Genomic DNA, 14,707 nt, shown 5'->3' with positions numbered 1-14,707 from the left:
CATGAGCACAACGAACGCACTCTCTCGCAACGAGACCGCCGCGCTGCACATCGACGGCGTGTCGCAAACCTATCAATCGAAGAGCGGGCCGGTCCACGCGCTCGACGACGTGTCGTTCAGCATTGACAACGGCAAGTTCATCGGCCTGGTCGGTCCCAGCGGCTGCGGCAAGTCCTCGCTGCTGATGATGATGGCCGGCCTGCTCGCGCCGAGCGCGGGCTGCATCCGCGTGGGCGAGCGGCGCATCACGCAGCCGGAGCCGGAGGAAATCGGCGTCGTGTTCCAGGAGTCGAGCCTGCTGCCGTGGAAGACCGCGCTGGAGAACGTGGAGTTTCCGCTGGAACTGCGCGGCATCGACGTGGCGACGCGCCGGCCGCTCGCGCGCGAGATGCTGGCGCGCGTCGGGCTGAAGGACTTCCTCGACCGCCGTCCGCACGAACTGTCCGGGGGCATGAAGCAGCGCGTGGCGATTGCGCGCGGCTTCTGCCAGAACCCGCGCGTGCTGCTGATGGACGAACCGTTCGCCGCCCTCGATGAACAGACGCGCCTCTCGCTCGGCGACGAACTGCTGTCCATCTGGGAGCAGCATCGCAAGACCGTGGTATTCGTCACGCACAGCCTCACGGAAGCGGTCTATCTGTGCGATGAAGTCGTGGTCATGGCGGCGCGTCCGGGGCGCGTCATCAAGCGCATCCAGATCGACCTGCCGCGTCCGCGCACCTTCAAGACGATGGCGACCGCGCGTTTCGGCGAACTGCGCGACGAGATCTGGGAACTCATCCGTACCGTGGAGCACGCATGATCTCGCAGCCCCTGGTCCGCACGAAGCACGCGCCCGCCGCCGCAGAAGCAGCAGCCGAACGCGCGCCGCGCCGTCCCGCGTTGAGTGCAGCGGCGCTGCGGCTCGTCTGCATCGTGTTGCTGCTCGCCTTCTGGGAACTGGCGCCGCGTCTCGGCTGGGTGCCCGAAGTGATGCTCGCGCCACTGTCGTCGACCCTCGTGGCCGGTTTCGACAACGGGCCGATGTTCGCAATGAACCTCGCGTCCACGGTGGCCGAGATGGCGGCCGCGCTGGCCATCGTGTTCGTGGTGGGCGGCGCGTGCGGGCTCTTGCTCGGCAGCGTGGCCGCGCTGCGCGACACGCTGTTGCCGCTGGCGTCGTCGTTGTATGCGGTGCCGCTCGTGATCCTCTATCCGCTGCTGACGGCGTGGATCGGCATCGGCATGGAATCGAAGATCGTGTTCGGCGCGGTCTACGGCTTCTTTCCGATGCTGCTCGCCACCGCCGCCGGCGTGCGCACGGTGGACCGGCAACTGCTCGTGGCGGCGCGCAGCATGGGCGCGCGCCGCATGCAGCTGGTGCGGCACGTGATGCTGCCCGCCGCGGTGCCTTCGGTGCTGTCGGGCATGCGTCTCGGCAGCGCGATGACGGCCATCGGCGTGGTGGTCGCGGAGATGATGGCCGCGACCTCGGGCATCGGCTTCGTCATCACGCAGAACCGCACGCTCTTCAATACCCCCAACGTCTATTTCGGCGTGCTGCTCGTGCTGGTGCTCGCTGTGGCCCTCGATCAGCTCGTCAATTTCCTGCAACGGATCGCGTCGCGGCGCTATCCCCAACCTGAAAACAAGTCATGAAATCTGCATCGCATGCCAGCGTGTTGCGCGAACGCCTGCAACGGAAGGACATCGTCGTGGTGCCGGGCGGCGGCTCGCCGCTGGAAATCCGCATGATCGCGCGCGCGGGTTTCGAAGCCGCGTATCTCAGCGGCTATGCCACGGCGGCTTCGCGCTACGGCGTGCCGGACATCGGGCTGGTTGCGTACGGCGAGATCGAGAACGCCGTGCTCGCCACGACGCGCGTCGCCGACGTGCCGCTGATCGTCGATTGCGACACCGGCTACGGCGACGTCACCAACATGATCCGCACCGTGCAGGGCATGGAGCGCCTGGGCGTGGCCGCGATCCAGATCGAGGATCAGGCCTGGCCGAAGCGCTGCGGCCACATGGACGCGAAGATCGTCGAGTCGCGCGAGGTGGCGTTGCGCAAGCTGCGCGCCGCGCTCGAAGCACGCAACGATCCCGGCACCGTGATCATCGCGCGCACCGATGCACGCGGTCCGCACGGGCTGGACGAAGCGCTCGAACGCTGCCGCATGTTCCGCGATGCGGGCGCGGATGTCGTGTTCGTCGACGGACCGCAGTCGCTCGAGGAACTCGAGATCATCGGACGCGAACTGGCGGGCGGGCCGCTGGTCGCGAACATGTCGGAATCAGGGCTGACGCCGCTGCTTTCCGCGGCGGAACTGCAGGAGCTTGGCTTTGCCATCGCGCTGTTCCCGAGCAGCACGGTGCGCCTGACCGTGCGCATCGTCGAGGACTTTCTTGCCGATCTCAAGCAAAGCGGCGACTCGCGCGCATGGGTCGATCGCATGGCGAGCCTCGCGCAGACCAACAGCGCGCTCGGCATCGAGACGATGCGCGAGTTCGAGGCCCACATTCTCGCGGACGTGAAGAAGCGTCTCGCGTAACGCACGTAGCGAACGATACTGGAGACCCCACGCATGACATCGAACTACTATCCGTATCCGCCGGGCGGCGCCACCGCCACTGACCGCATCCTGAAGGGCGCCATCGACCTGCATCATCACGGCTTCCCGGAGATCAGCTTCGAGGCGAAGACGCGTCTGGAAGACATCGACGAGATGTCGATCGCACGCAATGCCGGCATGCTCGGCATCGTGTTGAAGTCGCACATGTTCCCGACCGTGGGCCGCGCGTATCACCTGAGCAACCTGGTGCCGGGCATCGAGATCTTCCCGAGCATCACGCTGAATTACGCGGTGGGCGGGCTCAATCCGCTGGCGATCGAAAGCGCGGCGAAGCAGGGCGCCAAGGTCGTGTTCATGCCGACCTGGAGCGCCGAGCATGACATCGAGCGCGGCGGCATGAGCCGGCATCTGCGGCATTTCCTCGACCGCGCGGAAGGCACGTTGCGGCCGGGCAAGGGCATCCGCCTGACGCGTTCCAACGGCAAGCTGCTGCAGGAAACCCGCGAGTGTCTCGACTGCGCGCGCCAGTACGGCATGACCATCTGCACGGGACACGTTTCGCCGACGGAGTCGATCGCGCTCGCTTTGGAAGCGAAGGACTACGGCATCAACGAAGTGATCTTCTCGCATCCGGACAGCAACTCGGTGGGCGCGAACCGCCAGGAAATCCGCGACATGTGCGCGCTCGGCGCGGTGTGCGAGTTCTGCGCGCTCGGCTGCCTGCCGCCGCTGATGCGCATGAAGCCGAAGGACTTCGCCGATGTGGTGGGCGATATCGGCGAGGACAAGGTCATCCTGACGACGGACTACTTCTTCGAATGGTCGCCGCCGGGTCCGGAGACCATGCGCATGCTGATCGGCACGTTCCTCGCACTGGGCATGTCCGAGACGGCGGTGCGCAAGATGGTGCGCGAGAATCCGGCGCGCATGCTCGGCATGGATGCGGACCGGCTCGCGAAGCTCGACGCCGAACAGGACGCGTACCGTGCGGCACAGCTTGCGATTTGAGCGAACCTGGACCGATAAAAGGAGACGAGCTTCATGATTCAGCAGGTTGCAAGCCGCGCGGGCTGGAAAGGACCGGACCTCGCGCAGACCGAGGCGTGGTTTCATCGTTTGTCGGACGACGCCATCGCCGATTTCGAAACGGCGATGCGCACGGCGGTGGCATCGGGCAAGGATCTGTTCGATCTGGGCGTGGAAGACTTTCCGCTCGGCGCCGCCGGGCGCGCCGCGCTCGCTGTCGTGCATGACGAGACCCAGCAGGGACTCGGTGTGATGGTATTGCGCGGCTTTCCGGTGGCGCGTCATGAGCCGGCGCATCTGCGCCTGCTGTTCTGGGGGCTCGGCCTGCACATGGGCGTGCCGCGTCCGCAGGGCAAGCAGAGCCAGTTCATGTCCGACGTCACCGATGCCGGCGGCACCTACCGCAGCACCACGGGCCGCGGCTACAACACGAACTCGAAGCTCGACTTCCATGCGGACAATGCGGACATCGTCGGGCTCATGTGCGTGAATGCGGCAAAGCGCGGCGGCGAGAGCCTGATCGCGAGTTCGGTGCATGCCCATAACGTGATGCTTCAGCAACGTCCCGATCTCGTCGCGGTGCTGTACGAGCCGTTCATCTTCAGCCGGCAGGGCGAGCAGGCGCCGGAGGAAGGGCTGTGGTACGAGTCGCCGGTGTTCTCGGTGACGGAAGGGCACTTTGCGTGCCGTCATGTGCGCAACCATATCAAGGGCGCGCAGGACGGCTTTCCCGACTTGCCGCGCCTGACGCAGGCACAAATCGAGGCGCTCGATCTCTTCGACGAAATCCTCGCGCGCGAGGACGTGCGCTTCTCGATGCATCTCGAGCCGGGCGACATGCAGTTCCTCAACAACCATACGCAACTGCATTCGCGCACCAGCTACGAAGACTGGCCGGAACCGGGGCGGCGCCGTCTGCTGTATCGTCTATGGCTGGCGATCCCGGATGCGCAGCCGCTCGCTCCGGGCCTCCTGCCGACCTACAAGGACGTGGCGAGCAAGGCGGTGCGCGGCGGTTTTCGCGGCGTGAACATCACGGAGGCGACGCGCGCGTTCGAGGCGCGCATCGCCGCGCATCACGAGATGGCGATGCGCATTTACGACTAGCGCGGGTGCGTGGTTGAGTGGCTTGATCTCGCGCGATGCATTGCAACGCAACGGAGGAGACTCATGAACGATATCGCGACGAGTGCGCGCATCAAGGTCTTCTGGCAGCCGGGCTGCTCGTCGTGCCTGCGCACGAAGGAGTTCCTGACCCAGCAGGGCGTCGAGTTCGAATCGCGCGACGTGCATAACGATCCCGAGGCGCAGGCCGAGTTGTTCGCGCTGGGCGTGCGCAGCGTGCCGGTGGTGTCGATCGGCGCGCGCTATACGTTCGCGCAGTCGCTCAAGGACGTGGTGAAGTTTCTCGACCTGCGCACGACGCTCGCGGAGCCCTTGCCGCCGCGCATGCTGGTGCAACGGCTCGACACGGTGATGAGCGCCGTGTCGCGTTACGTGGTCCAGTTCGCGCCTGAGCATTTGCACGAACCGTTTCGCGACCGGCGTCGCACGCCGGCGCAGTTGTGCTATCACGTGTATCGCATCGCCGAGATGGGCATGGAAGCGTCGCAGGGCATGTTGCTGCGCTTCGAGAGTTTCGACGAGATACCGCCCGAGACCTGGACGGCCGACGACATCCGCCGCTGGGGCGACGACGTGCATCGCCGCTTCGATGCATGGTGGGCCGCTGAAGCGGACCCCGGGGTGAACTACACGGTGCAGACCTACTACGGCACGCGACCCTTCCACGAAGTGCTGGAACGCACGGCGTGGCACGCCACGCAGCACACGCGGCAGATCATGCTGATGCTGGAGACGCAGGGCGTGACGCCGGATGGGCCGTTGAGCGCGGGGGATCTCGAAGGGTTGCCGCTGCCGGAGGAAGTGTGGGGGTGAGGGCGTGCTGCCTGAGTAGTGGCATGCAGAGCATCACTGCTTTGGTTGAAATCTTCCGGCATTGTCTTGAGAAAGATTCGGAATCGGAAGGAGAATCAAGACTCTGCGCAAAAGCGTGATTTTGTGCTGCTGGTTAGGAGTTGTCCGCGGATCTTCGCATAATGAATGTCACCACTTTAGGCGGAGATCGATCCCATGACCGTCGTGACGAGTTACCCCGGTGTCTACGTGCAGGAAAACGCTTCATTTGCTGCAACGGTCAACACGCTCTCGACGGCGGTGCCGTTGATATGCATGAGCGCCTATTTCTCGAAGGCGCCAATTCGCTTCAATAACTGGCTTGACGTGACCTTGTACCAGTCCGACAACGTCGACCTGAATAATGCAAAGTTCGCGGGTCTGAGGGCCTATTTCGAATCAGGCGGCGGGCCTTGTTATGCGGTGAACTACTATGATTTGGTCACCGCAGCCAAGGCGCTTGAGTCGGTCGTTACGCTGGTGGTTGCGAATGGCGAAAAGATGGAGGACATGCGATTCCACCTCGACCACCTGCCGGTTTCGCTTTTCAAGATTCTGGATGGACCCAAGGACGAAATAACGGGCGCCAATGCCACCGACGGCTATCCATCGAATCCTTGCGGGGCGGTTTACTATCCTTTCCTCAAGACGAACTGGAGTACAGCGGACATCCCTCCCAGCGCCGTCATGGCCGGCCTCTACTGCAGGAACGATCGCCAGCGAGGGGTCTGGAAGGCGCCGGCCAACATGCCCTTGCCTGCTGGCTATACACCGCTTTACACAGTGACGGACGACCTCCAGGCGCAGTACACCAGCGGCCGCGCGATCAACATGATCCGCTCGTTCAACGATAACGCTCCGGTAGTCTGGGGCGCTCGTACGTTGGAGGACAGCGACAACTGGCGCTACATCCCGGTACGCCGTCTGTTCAACAGCGTCGAACGCGATGTCGACAACGCCATGAAGGAAATGGTCTTCGAACCGAACACGCCGTTGACGTGGGAGAAGGTGCGATCCGCCATCAACAGCTATCTGCATCAGTTGTGGAAGCAGGGCGCACTGGCCGGCCAATCCGACGACGAAGCGTACTTCGTGCAGATCGGCAAGGACATCACCATGTCGGCCGACGACATCGCTCAAGGCAAGATGATCGTCAAGATCGGTCTGGCGGCGACGCGGCCTGCCGAGTTCATCGTCCTGCAATTCACGCAGACCGTGGAAGCCGCTTGAACGCCTCATGAAGCGGCGCCTTCCGGACGGACCCACGCCTTAACCATTCCTTCAATCGACACGCAGTTTTATTCAATCTCGACGTCGTCTCCCGCTGGCAGAATTTCAGTGCGTTACAAACACACATGAAAAGAACGTGATCCATACCTGAAGGCGATTGCTGTCGCGCCGGCGAGGTCAAGCACGGATCCCGTCAAGGAGACAGCGTCGATCATGAATTACCCGACCGCAGCGTGGGCCTGCGCAGCATGCATGAGCATCGCTCCCACATGGGCGAATGCCGAAGTCCCGACTTCGGGCGCACCGCTGCCCTTGGGCGGAAGCTCCGTCACCATCTATGGCCTGATCGATCAGGGCGTGGAGTTCGTCAACAACGTGGCGAAAGGCAAGAACGCCACCACCAACAGCTGGCGCACCGGCGACGGCACCGCGACCTCCTACTTCGGCATTCGCGGGGTCGAGGATCTCGGTGGCGGCATTCGCGCCATCTTCGACCTGCAAGGCGGTTTCCAGCCGACCAACGGCGCCTCGCGGCAGGGCGGCCGCCTGTTCGGGCGTCAATCGTATGTGGGCATCGACGGGAAATACGGGCGGCTCACCTTCGGCCGCCAGTACACGATGCGTTTCTATGGCGTGTCGTTCATCAACCCGTTCGGCACGGGTGCGCAAGGCATCACGACGCTGGACAACGGCATTGCCAACGCGCGGGCCGACAACTCGGTGAGCTATCGCTACTTCCTCGGCGACTTCGAAGGCGGCGTGAACTACAGCTTCGGCCGCGACGCCGTGGCGGGCAACAGTTCGGTCGCCACGAATTGTCCCGGGCAGACCACGCCGTCGAACCAGTGCCGGGAATGGTCGGCGCTGCTCAAGTACGACGCGCACACGTGGGGCGTGGCCACCTCCTACGAGCGTAACTACGGCGGCACGGCGGCGACGTGGGGCGGTCTCACCTCGCCCGACAAGGCCGATGCCCGCATCACGCTGGGCGGCTACGTCAAGTTCCACGGCACCAAGCTGGGCGTCGGCTGGATACGGCGCCTCGATGACGGCATCGCGACGCCCCGAAGCAATCTGTTCTGGGTGTCGGGCACCGTGCCGGTGAATCCGTTCTTTCATATCGACGGCATGGTGGCCCAGCTCAGATACGATCAGTCGCCCAACAAGGCGCTCGTCGAAGTGCTGCGCGGCGAGTACCTGTTGTCCAAGCGGACCCTGGTCTATCTGACCGGCGAGCACATCAACAACTCGGGCACCCTCGCACTCGCGGCGACCACCTTGTCGCCCACGGCCAGTCCGCCGGCCGGCGGCGGCCAGATCTCGATCATCGCGGGTATCCGGCATACCTTCTGAAGCCTCGCGGTGCTGTCACGAAGCTGTTCATGAACGTTCGATCGAATGACGCCGCGCTGACTTCCCGATGCGGTTGACCGCTCCGGCATTTACCCTGTCCCGGCGCGCTGCTAAGCTTTTGCCACGAGTCGAGTACACCGTGGGCGCAGCGCGCCGCAACACAGGGGTTTGCCATGAAATCGCTCATCAGGGCCGTCATTGCGCTGGCCGTTGCCGCTCCGGCCATCACCTTCGCGCAGGCAAATTCACAGCCGCTCACCCGCGCGCAAGTGCGCGCCGACCTGGTCCAGGCCGAGAAAGCCGGCTATAGCCCGACTGCCTGGGCCTATTTCCCCGAAGGCGAGATGCAGGCCGCGGAATTCCACAAGGCGGCTCATCAGGCTGCCGTCGGCGGGTATGGAGCCGACTGGAACGGTGTGTCGCAGGCGGGTGCCATCGCCCGTTGAGCGAGCGAGCAGCATCAGGCGCGCTTCTTTCTTGGCGGCGTTTTCACAGGAAGCGCGCCGTCGCCATGGGGTTCGGTGGCCGCCGGGGGTTCGAACTTGCCGCTGGACGCCATCTCATCCAGCGAGAGGCTGGGGATCAGGCTCTCGTCGTGCCGGTAGATGTCGGCGAGCTCGGACTCGGAGAACGCGATCAACTTGTTCTTCGCCAATGCATCGCCGGAACCCGCCGCCCACGCCGACGCCCACAGTGAAGCGAGCAGTTTGACGCTGTCGGCGAGCGACGCGATCGTGGCTTTCCGGATCGGATCGTTCGCCCACAGGCGCTTTTGCCGCTGCGGCACATTGAGCGCCGGGTCATCGGCATCGATGATGCGTTGCGGGCTCAGGCGCTGGTGGACCGCGTACATCAGATCCAGTGTTGCGCTTGCGGCGTCATGACCGGTGGCCGCCGCGCCTGCATCGGCCTCGCTGCCGGCAATGGCCTTGTTGACCCCTTCCAGCATCGCCACCGGGTCCACTTCGAGCATGCCTTCCTCGTAGATGCTGTGAATCTTCGCGGCAGCGCTGCCGGAGAAGGTCTTGAATGCGGCAGAGCTGCGCGGGACGGGATATTGCCGGCCATCATGTTCGACGAGCGGCGGTGTGCCGTGATGCAGCCACGAGCAGTGAAGCGGCTGGGACGCATCGCCCACGTAGTGCGCCAGTATCCCGGCGGCGGCGACGAAGCGCAGCACGTCGCCGTCTTCGAGATAGGCCACCATCGCCTCCCAGATCTGCCACACGCGAAAGGGCAGCGCACCTTCTTCCGGCCCCGTGCCTGCCTTGGCGAAGCCGTCGAAATACGCCTTCCACTGCGTCGCGGAACAATTGCGCTTGTCCTGATGACAACGGTCCAGCATGCTCTTGCCGCCGTCGATATCGACGATGTCGATGTCCGCGAAATGCTGTATCGGCTCGTTTGGACGAGCATGCACCCAGACGTAGTCGGGGACATCGGCGAGCGGCACGAAGGCATTGCTGCCCATCTTGAATGCCTTGCCTTGTCCCAATGTCGCGTCATCGAAGCCGATCCGCGCCTGGTTCGCCAGCATGAGTGTCGAGAGCTTGCCTTGCAGCAGTTCGCAGGCCTTCCAGCCGATGGCGAAGTGACCGAGCTTGCCCCAGTATTCGTCGTGACCGGTGCTCCATTCGTGCTCGAGCTCCAGGTCCAGCACGCGCAAGACGGTGGACAGGAAGCTGCCCAGCGCGAAGGCGCTGGCCTTGCCGTCGGGGAGCCGGAAGCGTTGCCCGCCCCATTGGACCGCGACCGGGCGCAGCCGCCGTGCGAGGGCGCCGCGTTCCGGCGCCTGCTCATGCACGAGCTGATCGGGATGAGTTTCGCGAGGTGTCCCGGGCGGATCGTAGAACCACAACGTTCCCGAGTCTCCAGGCCGGGTGAAGGGCGGTTCCTGAGGGCGCGTCCGCGTTCCGGTTTGCTTGCGGGCACCAATCAGCACATCCGTCGAATACTCGATGCTTCCCGTTCCGCGCGGCTGGAAGAACAGCGCCTTGATCTCGCCCTCCATCACGCCGGACGTGCCGCCGAACGCGCGCAACGGCGCGCCGATCAGGTCGAGCGTCAATGACGCCGCCGTCGCCTGATAGCTCTCGCCCACTTCGCCGATGCCGAAGACCTGCGAGGTCCAGTTCGAGACATCGCTGATGCGAACCAGGCCGACATCGAAATTGAGCATGCCCTTCAGGACCGGGAACTCCGGGAAGGCTTCGGAAAAGGCGAGTTTGCTGAGGCCGAGGTTCACGGCGTCGCCGACTTCCCGGGTGGAATCGCCGACGTAAGCGCTCACGGGCTGTCCTGGCTCGCCGGCGACATGCCGGCTCGTCAAGGCGTAGAACGATCCGTCCTTGTTCACGATGCATCCGAACGTGCCCATGCGTTCGATGCCTTGATCGGTTCGCAGGCAGGCATAACCGCCGCCGACCATCGGGCTCACCTGGGACGGGCCGGGGGAGGGCGGTCCGGCCTCTTCATCGGCGGGAGCGAGGACGACGCATGTCGGGACGACGCGTCCGTCGCTCAGATACAGCGCGCGAGGAACGACATTGCCGCCCAGGCGCTCGGACTCGACCCACTCGCGCACGAAGACGAGCACGCAAGGCCACGACCACGCGCGCACGACGCCGTTATCCAGCGTGCGCGGCGTCGATGCTTTCGCGACATCGGCGGGGCGGGGTTCTTCCGGCGAATGGACGGCGTACCAGTCGTCTTCATGAATGAGATACCGGCCGATCGCCGTGGCCACGACGTTGTCGAGATTCGACAACTGCACGTGCTGGGCTTCCCGGGCTTCCAGGAGATCGAGTACGGAGAGCGACGAGAAATCGCGCCGCGGCGGAAAGGTCCGCGGGGCGCCTTGCAACGGGGGCTGGGCCGGCTTGCCATTCATGGTCGTCTCCACAGGTCAATGACGCCGGGGCTCGGAACAAGGGATGGCGCCGTATCGAGCGATGTGTGCAGTGAGCATGGTGCGTCGGTGTTGCGTCAACAATGTGACGTTTAAATGGCGCGGCATCCGTGTCTTGCAGGGTCTGACGGCCGGTCGTGCGGATTTTTCGTGCAGACGAGGGATTCTGGTTCGTTGCAAAACAAAACTGTTCTATGAGATTTGGCTAACTAATTGATTTAATGGGTTTTGGTCCGCAAACGCGGTGCGTCCCGATGCAAATACTTCTGTACTGGCTGTGTGTATGAGGAAATCGGGATCTGCAAACAGAATCTGGTCTGTCAACCGAGTCATGCCCGGTCGCATCTTGGCACCAATGTAGCTCGGTCTGCGGGCAGCAGAGTGGATTACGCCGTATCAGATGCGAATGCCCAGGGAGAACTGTAATCGCTCGCAAGCTGGGGCATGAACACTGCCAGCAACCGAAACGGGCGTCGGCCTCCTTGTAGTTGGACGGGAGAGTCGGTATGAACTTTACATGCGTGTCGGACGAGAGTCGGCCACAATCCGACATTCGACTGCCGCAGGTGAACGGCTGTTTTCCGGCGTGCAAAAGACACCAGACATCTCTCGGCGACAGCGGCGACACTCCCAACAGGTAACAGCGCGCTATAGACCTGACAGCCTCATCATCGCCTCGGGATATCGGGCGCCCTGAACCTCGATTTCAGACGCGACAGATTGAATTTCGTCCAGATCCGCCGCACTCAGCTTTATCTTGAACGCGCCGAGATTCTCGTCGAGGCGCTCGACCTTGCGCGTGCCGAACAGTGGCACGATCCAAGGCTTCTGCGCCAGGAGCCATGCAAGGGCGATCTGTGCCGGTGTCGCCTCGTGCCGTTGCGAGACACTGCGTAGCAATCCAATCAGAACTGCGTTGGCCTTTCGGGCCTCAGGTACAAATCGCGGAATCTTGCTGCGAAAGTCGTCACTGCCAAGATGCGTTGCCTCCGTGATCTTTCCTGTGAGAAACCCCTTACCCAAGGGACTGAACGGTACCAGGCCTATGCCAAGCTCTTCGAGCACGGGAATAATCTCGGCTTCCGGCTCCCGGGTCCACAGCGAATACTCGCTCTGAAGTGCTGCAACGGGCTGCTCCGCGTGGGCACGCCGGATCGACGTCACGCCCGCTTCGGACAAGCCGAAATATCGCACCTTCCCCTGGCGGATAAGATCCTTGACCGTGCCCGCGACCTCTTCCATCGGGACTGCAGGGTCCACCCGGTGCTGATAGAGAAGATCGATGTAATCCACATTGAGCCGTTTCAGGCTGCCATCGACTGCAGCCCGGATGTGTGCAGGCCTACTGTTGACGCCACCGTGATGAACGCCGGTATCAACATCGACATCCCAGCCAAACTTGGTTGCAATCTTCACCCTGTCCCTTAGCGGTGCAATTGCTTCTCCGACCATCTCCTCGTTGGTGAAGGGCCCGTAGACCTCCGCGGTATCGAAAAAGTCGACACCGCGTTCGATTGCTGTCCGGATGACCGCAATCATTTCAGTGCGATCCGGGATGTCTCTGGCGACGCCATAGCCCATACAGCCCAGTGACAGCGCCGACACTTCCAGGCCTTGGCCCAGCTTGCGTTTTTCCATCTCTTCTCTCCTTCAACCCAACTGGCGTGGGTTTCTCAGCGCAGAACTTCTTATCGCATGATGAAGCCGCCGTCGATGGAATTGGACTGACCTGTCACATAGCTCGATGCTTCGCTACACAACCACAAAACGGCATCGGCGATTTCCTCCGGACGTCCGTGACGGCCCATCGGAATGGTGGCTGTCATGGCTTCGAGTGCCGCCCCCTGGCCACCCGCGACCATCTGGTCCGCCATGGGAGTCCAGATCAACCCGGGGCAAATGGCATTGACCCGGATACCCTGCGCCGCATATTCGAGCGCCGCGCTCTTTGTGAGCCCAAGCACGCCATGTTTCGCCGCGTGGTAGGCGCCTCGCTCCGCACCGCCGACAAGACCGCCGAGCGACGAGCAGTTTACGATTGCACCATTCCCCTGTTTTCGCATCTGCTGCAACTCGAACTTCATGGAGCTCCATACGCCGCGCAGATTGATCGACATCACGCGGTCGTAATCGTCGCGCGGAGAGTCGGCCGTTTCAGCGAGAATGTTCTGTACCCCGGCGTTGTTATAAGCGACATCGAGCCGACCGAACGTCGACACGGTCTGCGCGACCATGGCTTCCACCTGGACGTCGTCGGATACATCGCACTGCACGGCGAGGGCCCTTGCCCCTAGCTCCTTCAATGCATCGACGGCAGACTGCACTGCGTCGCGGTTCCGGTCTGCCAGCACGACCGCGGCTCCCGACAAGGCGAACGCCTTTGCGGTCGCGAGACCGAGCCCGGAGCCCGCACCCGTGACGAGTGCAACCTTGTTTTCAAAAGTGATGTTCAAGATGTTTTCCTCCGACCTCTACGGATACGGGGCTTCAACAATGATGTGAGTCGCTGCCGACCCTGACTCGCACCTGCACGTGTTGGGCATTCGCCGCGTTCGCGACGATTCACGCGCGGACGGGTCAACCGACGCGGCGGCCTTCAACCGGATAGTTGGGATCCGTATAACCTGGTGTCGATGCATGGCCGGGAGGAACCAGACTGTCGACAAACTTCTCGTCGTCCGGTCCCAGTTGCAGCGTCAAAGCGTCCATGTAGCTATCCCAGTGCGCTTCCGTGCGCGGCCCGGCGATTGCCGAGCTGACCAGCTGGTTCCGGAGCACCCATGCGATCGCGAACGCAATCGCATGGGTGCCGCGCGCGGCGGCGTGCGCCGCGACGTTTTGCGCGATGGCGAGCGACTCAGGACGCCACTCGGTCTGCTGGATGCGTTTGTCGCCACGCGCAACGCGCGAATCGGCCGGGGGGGCGCCATCGGGCGAGTATTTGCCGGTCAGTACGCCTCGCGCGAGCGGGCTGTAGGGCACGACGCCGATGCCGTAATGGCCGGCTGCAGGCATCAGTTCTAGCTCGGCGGTACGGTCGACCAGGTTGTAGACCGGCTCGATCGCCACGGGTCGATCGATGCCCATCTGATCGGCCAGGCGCACGATTTCCGCGACACGCCACGCACGGAAGTTGGAGAGACCGAAGTAACGCACCTTGCCCTGGCGGATCAGATCGCCGATGGCACGAACCCCTTCTTCGAGCGGCGCCTCGACCAGGGAGCGATGAAAATACAGAACATCGATGTAGTCGGTGCCCAGGCGCTTCAGGCTGGCGTCGACCGTCTGGCAGACCCATTTGCGCGACTGCCCCTGCTCGTTCGGGCGAGCGTTCGCCGAAGCCGGATACCCGAACTTGGTCGCCACGACCCAGTCGTTGCGCCGCTCCGCGATTGCGCGCCCAACAATTTCCTCGGATCGACCCACGTGATAGACGTCAGCAGTGTCCAGAAAATTGATTCCCTGATCGTATGCCTTGTCGATGATCCGGCGCGAGCCTGCTTCATCCGTTTCGCCGCCGAACATCATCGTGCCCAGACACAGGGGCGAAACTTTCAGGGCGCTTCGCCCTAGGTGTCGGTAGTGCATGCTCATCATCTCCATACAGGCAGTGCCTGCGGTTAGCGTTGCGTGCACATCGTGAAGGGACGTGCTCACTGGCGCGTTTCGCGCCGTCCGTATG

At 63.3% G+C, this 14,707-nt stretch carries 13 protein-coding genes; 9 read left to right on the top strand and 4 right to left on the bottom strand.

Annotated elements, in window-relative coordinates:
- The first annotated feature begins 1 nt into the window (after position 1).
- The 9 genes from QCE69_RS26980 (at position 2) to QCE69_RS26940 (ending at position 8,563) form a co-directional block, all read left to right on the top strand.
- The gene (locus QCE69_RS26980) at positions 2-802 is read left to right on the top strand and encodes an ABC transporter ATP-binding protein (RefSeq protein WP_309933955.1); all 801 of its coding nucleotides are present in this window, start codon (positions 2-4) and stop codon (positions 800-802) included.
- A complete protein-coding gene (locus tag QCE69_RS26975) occupies positions 799-1,638 on the top strand; it encodes an ABC transporter permease (protein ID WP_309924966.1) in 840 nt (279 codons plus the stop codon). The genes QCE69_RS26980 and QCE69_RS26975 overlap by 4 nt, the downstream gene beginning before the upstream one ends.
- Entirely contained in the window at positions 1,635-2,531 is an 897-nt protein-coding gene (locus tag QCE69_RS26970) for an isocitrate lyase/phosphoenolpyruvate mutase family protein (RefSeq protein ID WP_309933953.1), read from the top strand. Before QCE69_RS26975 ends, QCE69_RS26970 begins: the two co-directional genes overlap by 4 nt.
- Before the next feature lie 33 nt (positions 2,532-2,564).
- Positions 2,565-3,560: a DUF6282 family protein gene (locus QCE69_RS26965; RefSeq protein ID WP_309933951.1), complete on the top strand. Its 996-nt coding sequence runs from the start codon at positions 2,565-2,567 to the stop codon at positions 3,558-3,560.
- Between the two features lie 33 nt (positions 3,561-3,593).
- Positions 3,594-4,685 carry a TauD/TfdA family dioxygenase gene (locus QCE69_RS26960; protein WP_309933949.1) on the top strand — a complete coding sequence of 364 codons (1,092 nt, stop codon included), beginning with the start codon at positions 3,594-3,596 and terminating at the stop codon, positions 4,683-4,685.
- Between the two features lie 63 nt (positions 4,686-4,748).
- The gene (locus QCE69_RS26955) at positions 4,749-5,516 is read left to right on the top strand and encodes a glutaredoxin domain-containing protein (protein ID WP_309933947.1); all 768 of its coding nucleotides are present in this window, start codon (positions 4,749-4,751) and stop codon (positions 5,514-5,516) included.
- A gap of 195 nt (positions 5,517-5,711) precedes the next feature.
- On the top strand, positions 5,712-6,764 hold the full coding sequence (locus QCE69_RS26950; RefSeq protein ID WP_309924958.1) for a phage tail sheath C-terminal domain-containing protein: 1,053 nt from the start codon (positions 5,712-5,714) through the stop codon (positions 6,762-6,764).
- A gap of 213 nt (positions 6,765-6,977) precedes the next feature.
- Entirely contained in the window at positions 6,978-8,117 is a 1,140-nt protein-coding gene (locus tag QCE69_RS26945) for a porin (RefSeq protein WP_309924956.1), read from the top strand.
- A 173-nt stretch (positions 8,118-8,290) separates the two neighbouring features.
- On the top strand, positions 8,291-8,563 hold the full coding sequence (locus QCE69_RS26940; RefSeq protein ID WP_309924955.1) for a DUF4148 domain-containing protein: 273 nt from the start codon (positions 8,291-8,293) through the stop codon (positions 8,561-8,563).
- A gap of 14 nt (positions 8,564-8,577) precedes the next feature.
- Here QCE69_RS26940 and QCE69_RS26935 read toward each other — a convergent pair whose 3' ends face one another.
- The 4 genes from QCE69_RS26935 to QCE69_RS26920 all read right to left on the bottom strand — a co-directional run bounded on the left by QCE69_RS26935 (position 8,578) and on the right by QCE69_RS26920 (position 14,613).
- Positions 8,578-11,007: a hypothetical protein gene (locus QCE69_RS26935; RefSeq protein WP_309933945.1), complete on the bottom strand. Its 2,430-nt coding sequence runs from the start codon at positions 11,005-11,007 to the stop codon at positions 8,578-8,580.
- Between the two features lie 666 nt (positions 11,008-11,673).
- Entirely contained in the window at positions 11,674-12,663 is a 990-nt protein-coding gene (locus QCE69_RS26930; RefSeq protein ID WP_309924953.1) for an aldo/keto reductase, read from the bottom strand.
- 50 nt (positions 12,664-12,713) lie between these two features.
- On the bottom strand, positions 12,714-13,478 hold the full coding sequence (locus tag QCE69_RS26925; protein WP_309933943.1) for a glucose 1-dehydrogenase: 765 nt from the start codon (positions 13,476-13,478) through the stop codon (positions 12,714-12,716).
- A 124-nt stretch (positions 13,479-13,602) separates the two neighbouring features.
- On the bottom strand, positions 13,603-14,613 hold the full coding sequence (locus QCE69_RS26920) for an aldo/keto reductase (protein ID WP_309933941.1): 1,011 nt from the start codon (positions 14,611-14,613) through the stop codon (positions 13,603-13,605).
- Positions 14,614-14,707 lie beyond the last annotated feature (94 nt).

Source organism: Caballeronia sp. LZ032 (assembly GCF_031451315.1).
GTDB lineage: Bacteria > Pseudomonadota > Gammaproteobacteria > Burkholderiales > Burkholderiaceae > Caballeronia.
This window is presented reverse-complemented; position numbering and strand designations above follow the sequence as displayed.

Coding starts and splice junctions, on each gene's coding strand:
- QCE69_RS26980 (WP_309933955.1), top strand. CDS start 2: ATGAGCACAACGAACGCACTCTCTCGCAACGAGACCGCCGCGCTGCAC.
- QCE69_RS26975 (WP_309924966.1), top strand. CDS start 799: ATGATCTCGCAGCCCCTGGTCCGCACGAAGCACGCGCCCGCCGCCGCA.
- QCE69_RS26970 (WP_309933953.1), top strand. CDS start 1,635: ATGAAATCTGCATCGCATGCCAGCGTGTTGCGCGAACGCCTGCAACGG.
- QCE69_RS26965 (WP_309933951.1), top strand. CDS start 2,565: ATGACATCGAACTACTATCCGTATCCGCCGGGCGGCGCCACCGCCACT.
- QCE69_RS26960 (WP_309933949.1), top strand. CDS start 3,594: ATGATTCAGCAGGTTGCAAGCCGCGCGGGCTGGAAAGGACCGGACCTC.
- QCE69_RS26955 (WP_309933947.1), top strand. CDS start 4,749: ATGAACGATATCGCGACGAGTGCGCGCATCAAGGTCTTCTGGCAGCCG.
- QCE69_RS26950 (WP_309924958.1), top strand. CDS start 5,712: ATGACCGTCGTGACGAGTTACCCCGGTGTCTACGTGCAGGAAAACGCT.
- QCE69_RS26945 (WP_309924956.1), top strand. CDS start 6,978: ATGAATTACCCGACCGCAGCGTGGGCCTGCGCAGCATGCATGAGCATC.
- QCE69_RS26940 (WP_309924955.1), top strand. CDS start 8,291: ATGAAATCGCTCATCAGGGCCGTCATTGCGCTGGCCGTTGCCGCTCCG.
- QCE69_RS26935 (WP_309933945.1), bottom strand. CDS start 11,007: ATGAATGGCAAGCCGGCCCAGCCCCCGTTGCAAGGCGCCCCGCGGACC.
- QCE69_RS26930 (WP_309924953.1), bottom strand. CDS start 12,663: ATGGAAAAACGCAAGCTGGGCCAAGGCCTGGAAGTGTCGGCGCTGTCA.
- QCE69_RS26920 (WP_309933941.1), bottom strand. CDS start 14,613: ATGCACTACCGACACCTAGGGCGAAGCGCCCTGAAAGTTTCGCCCCTG.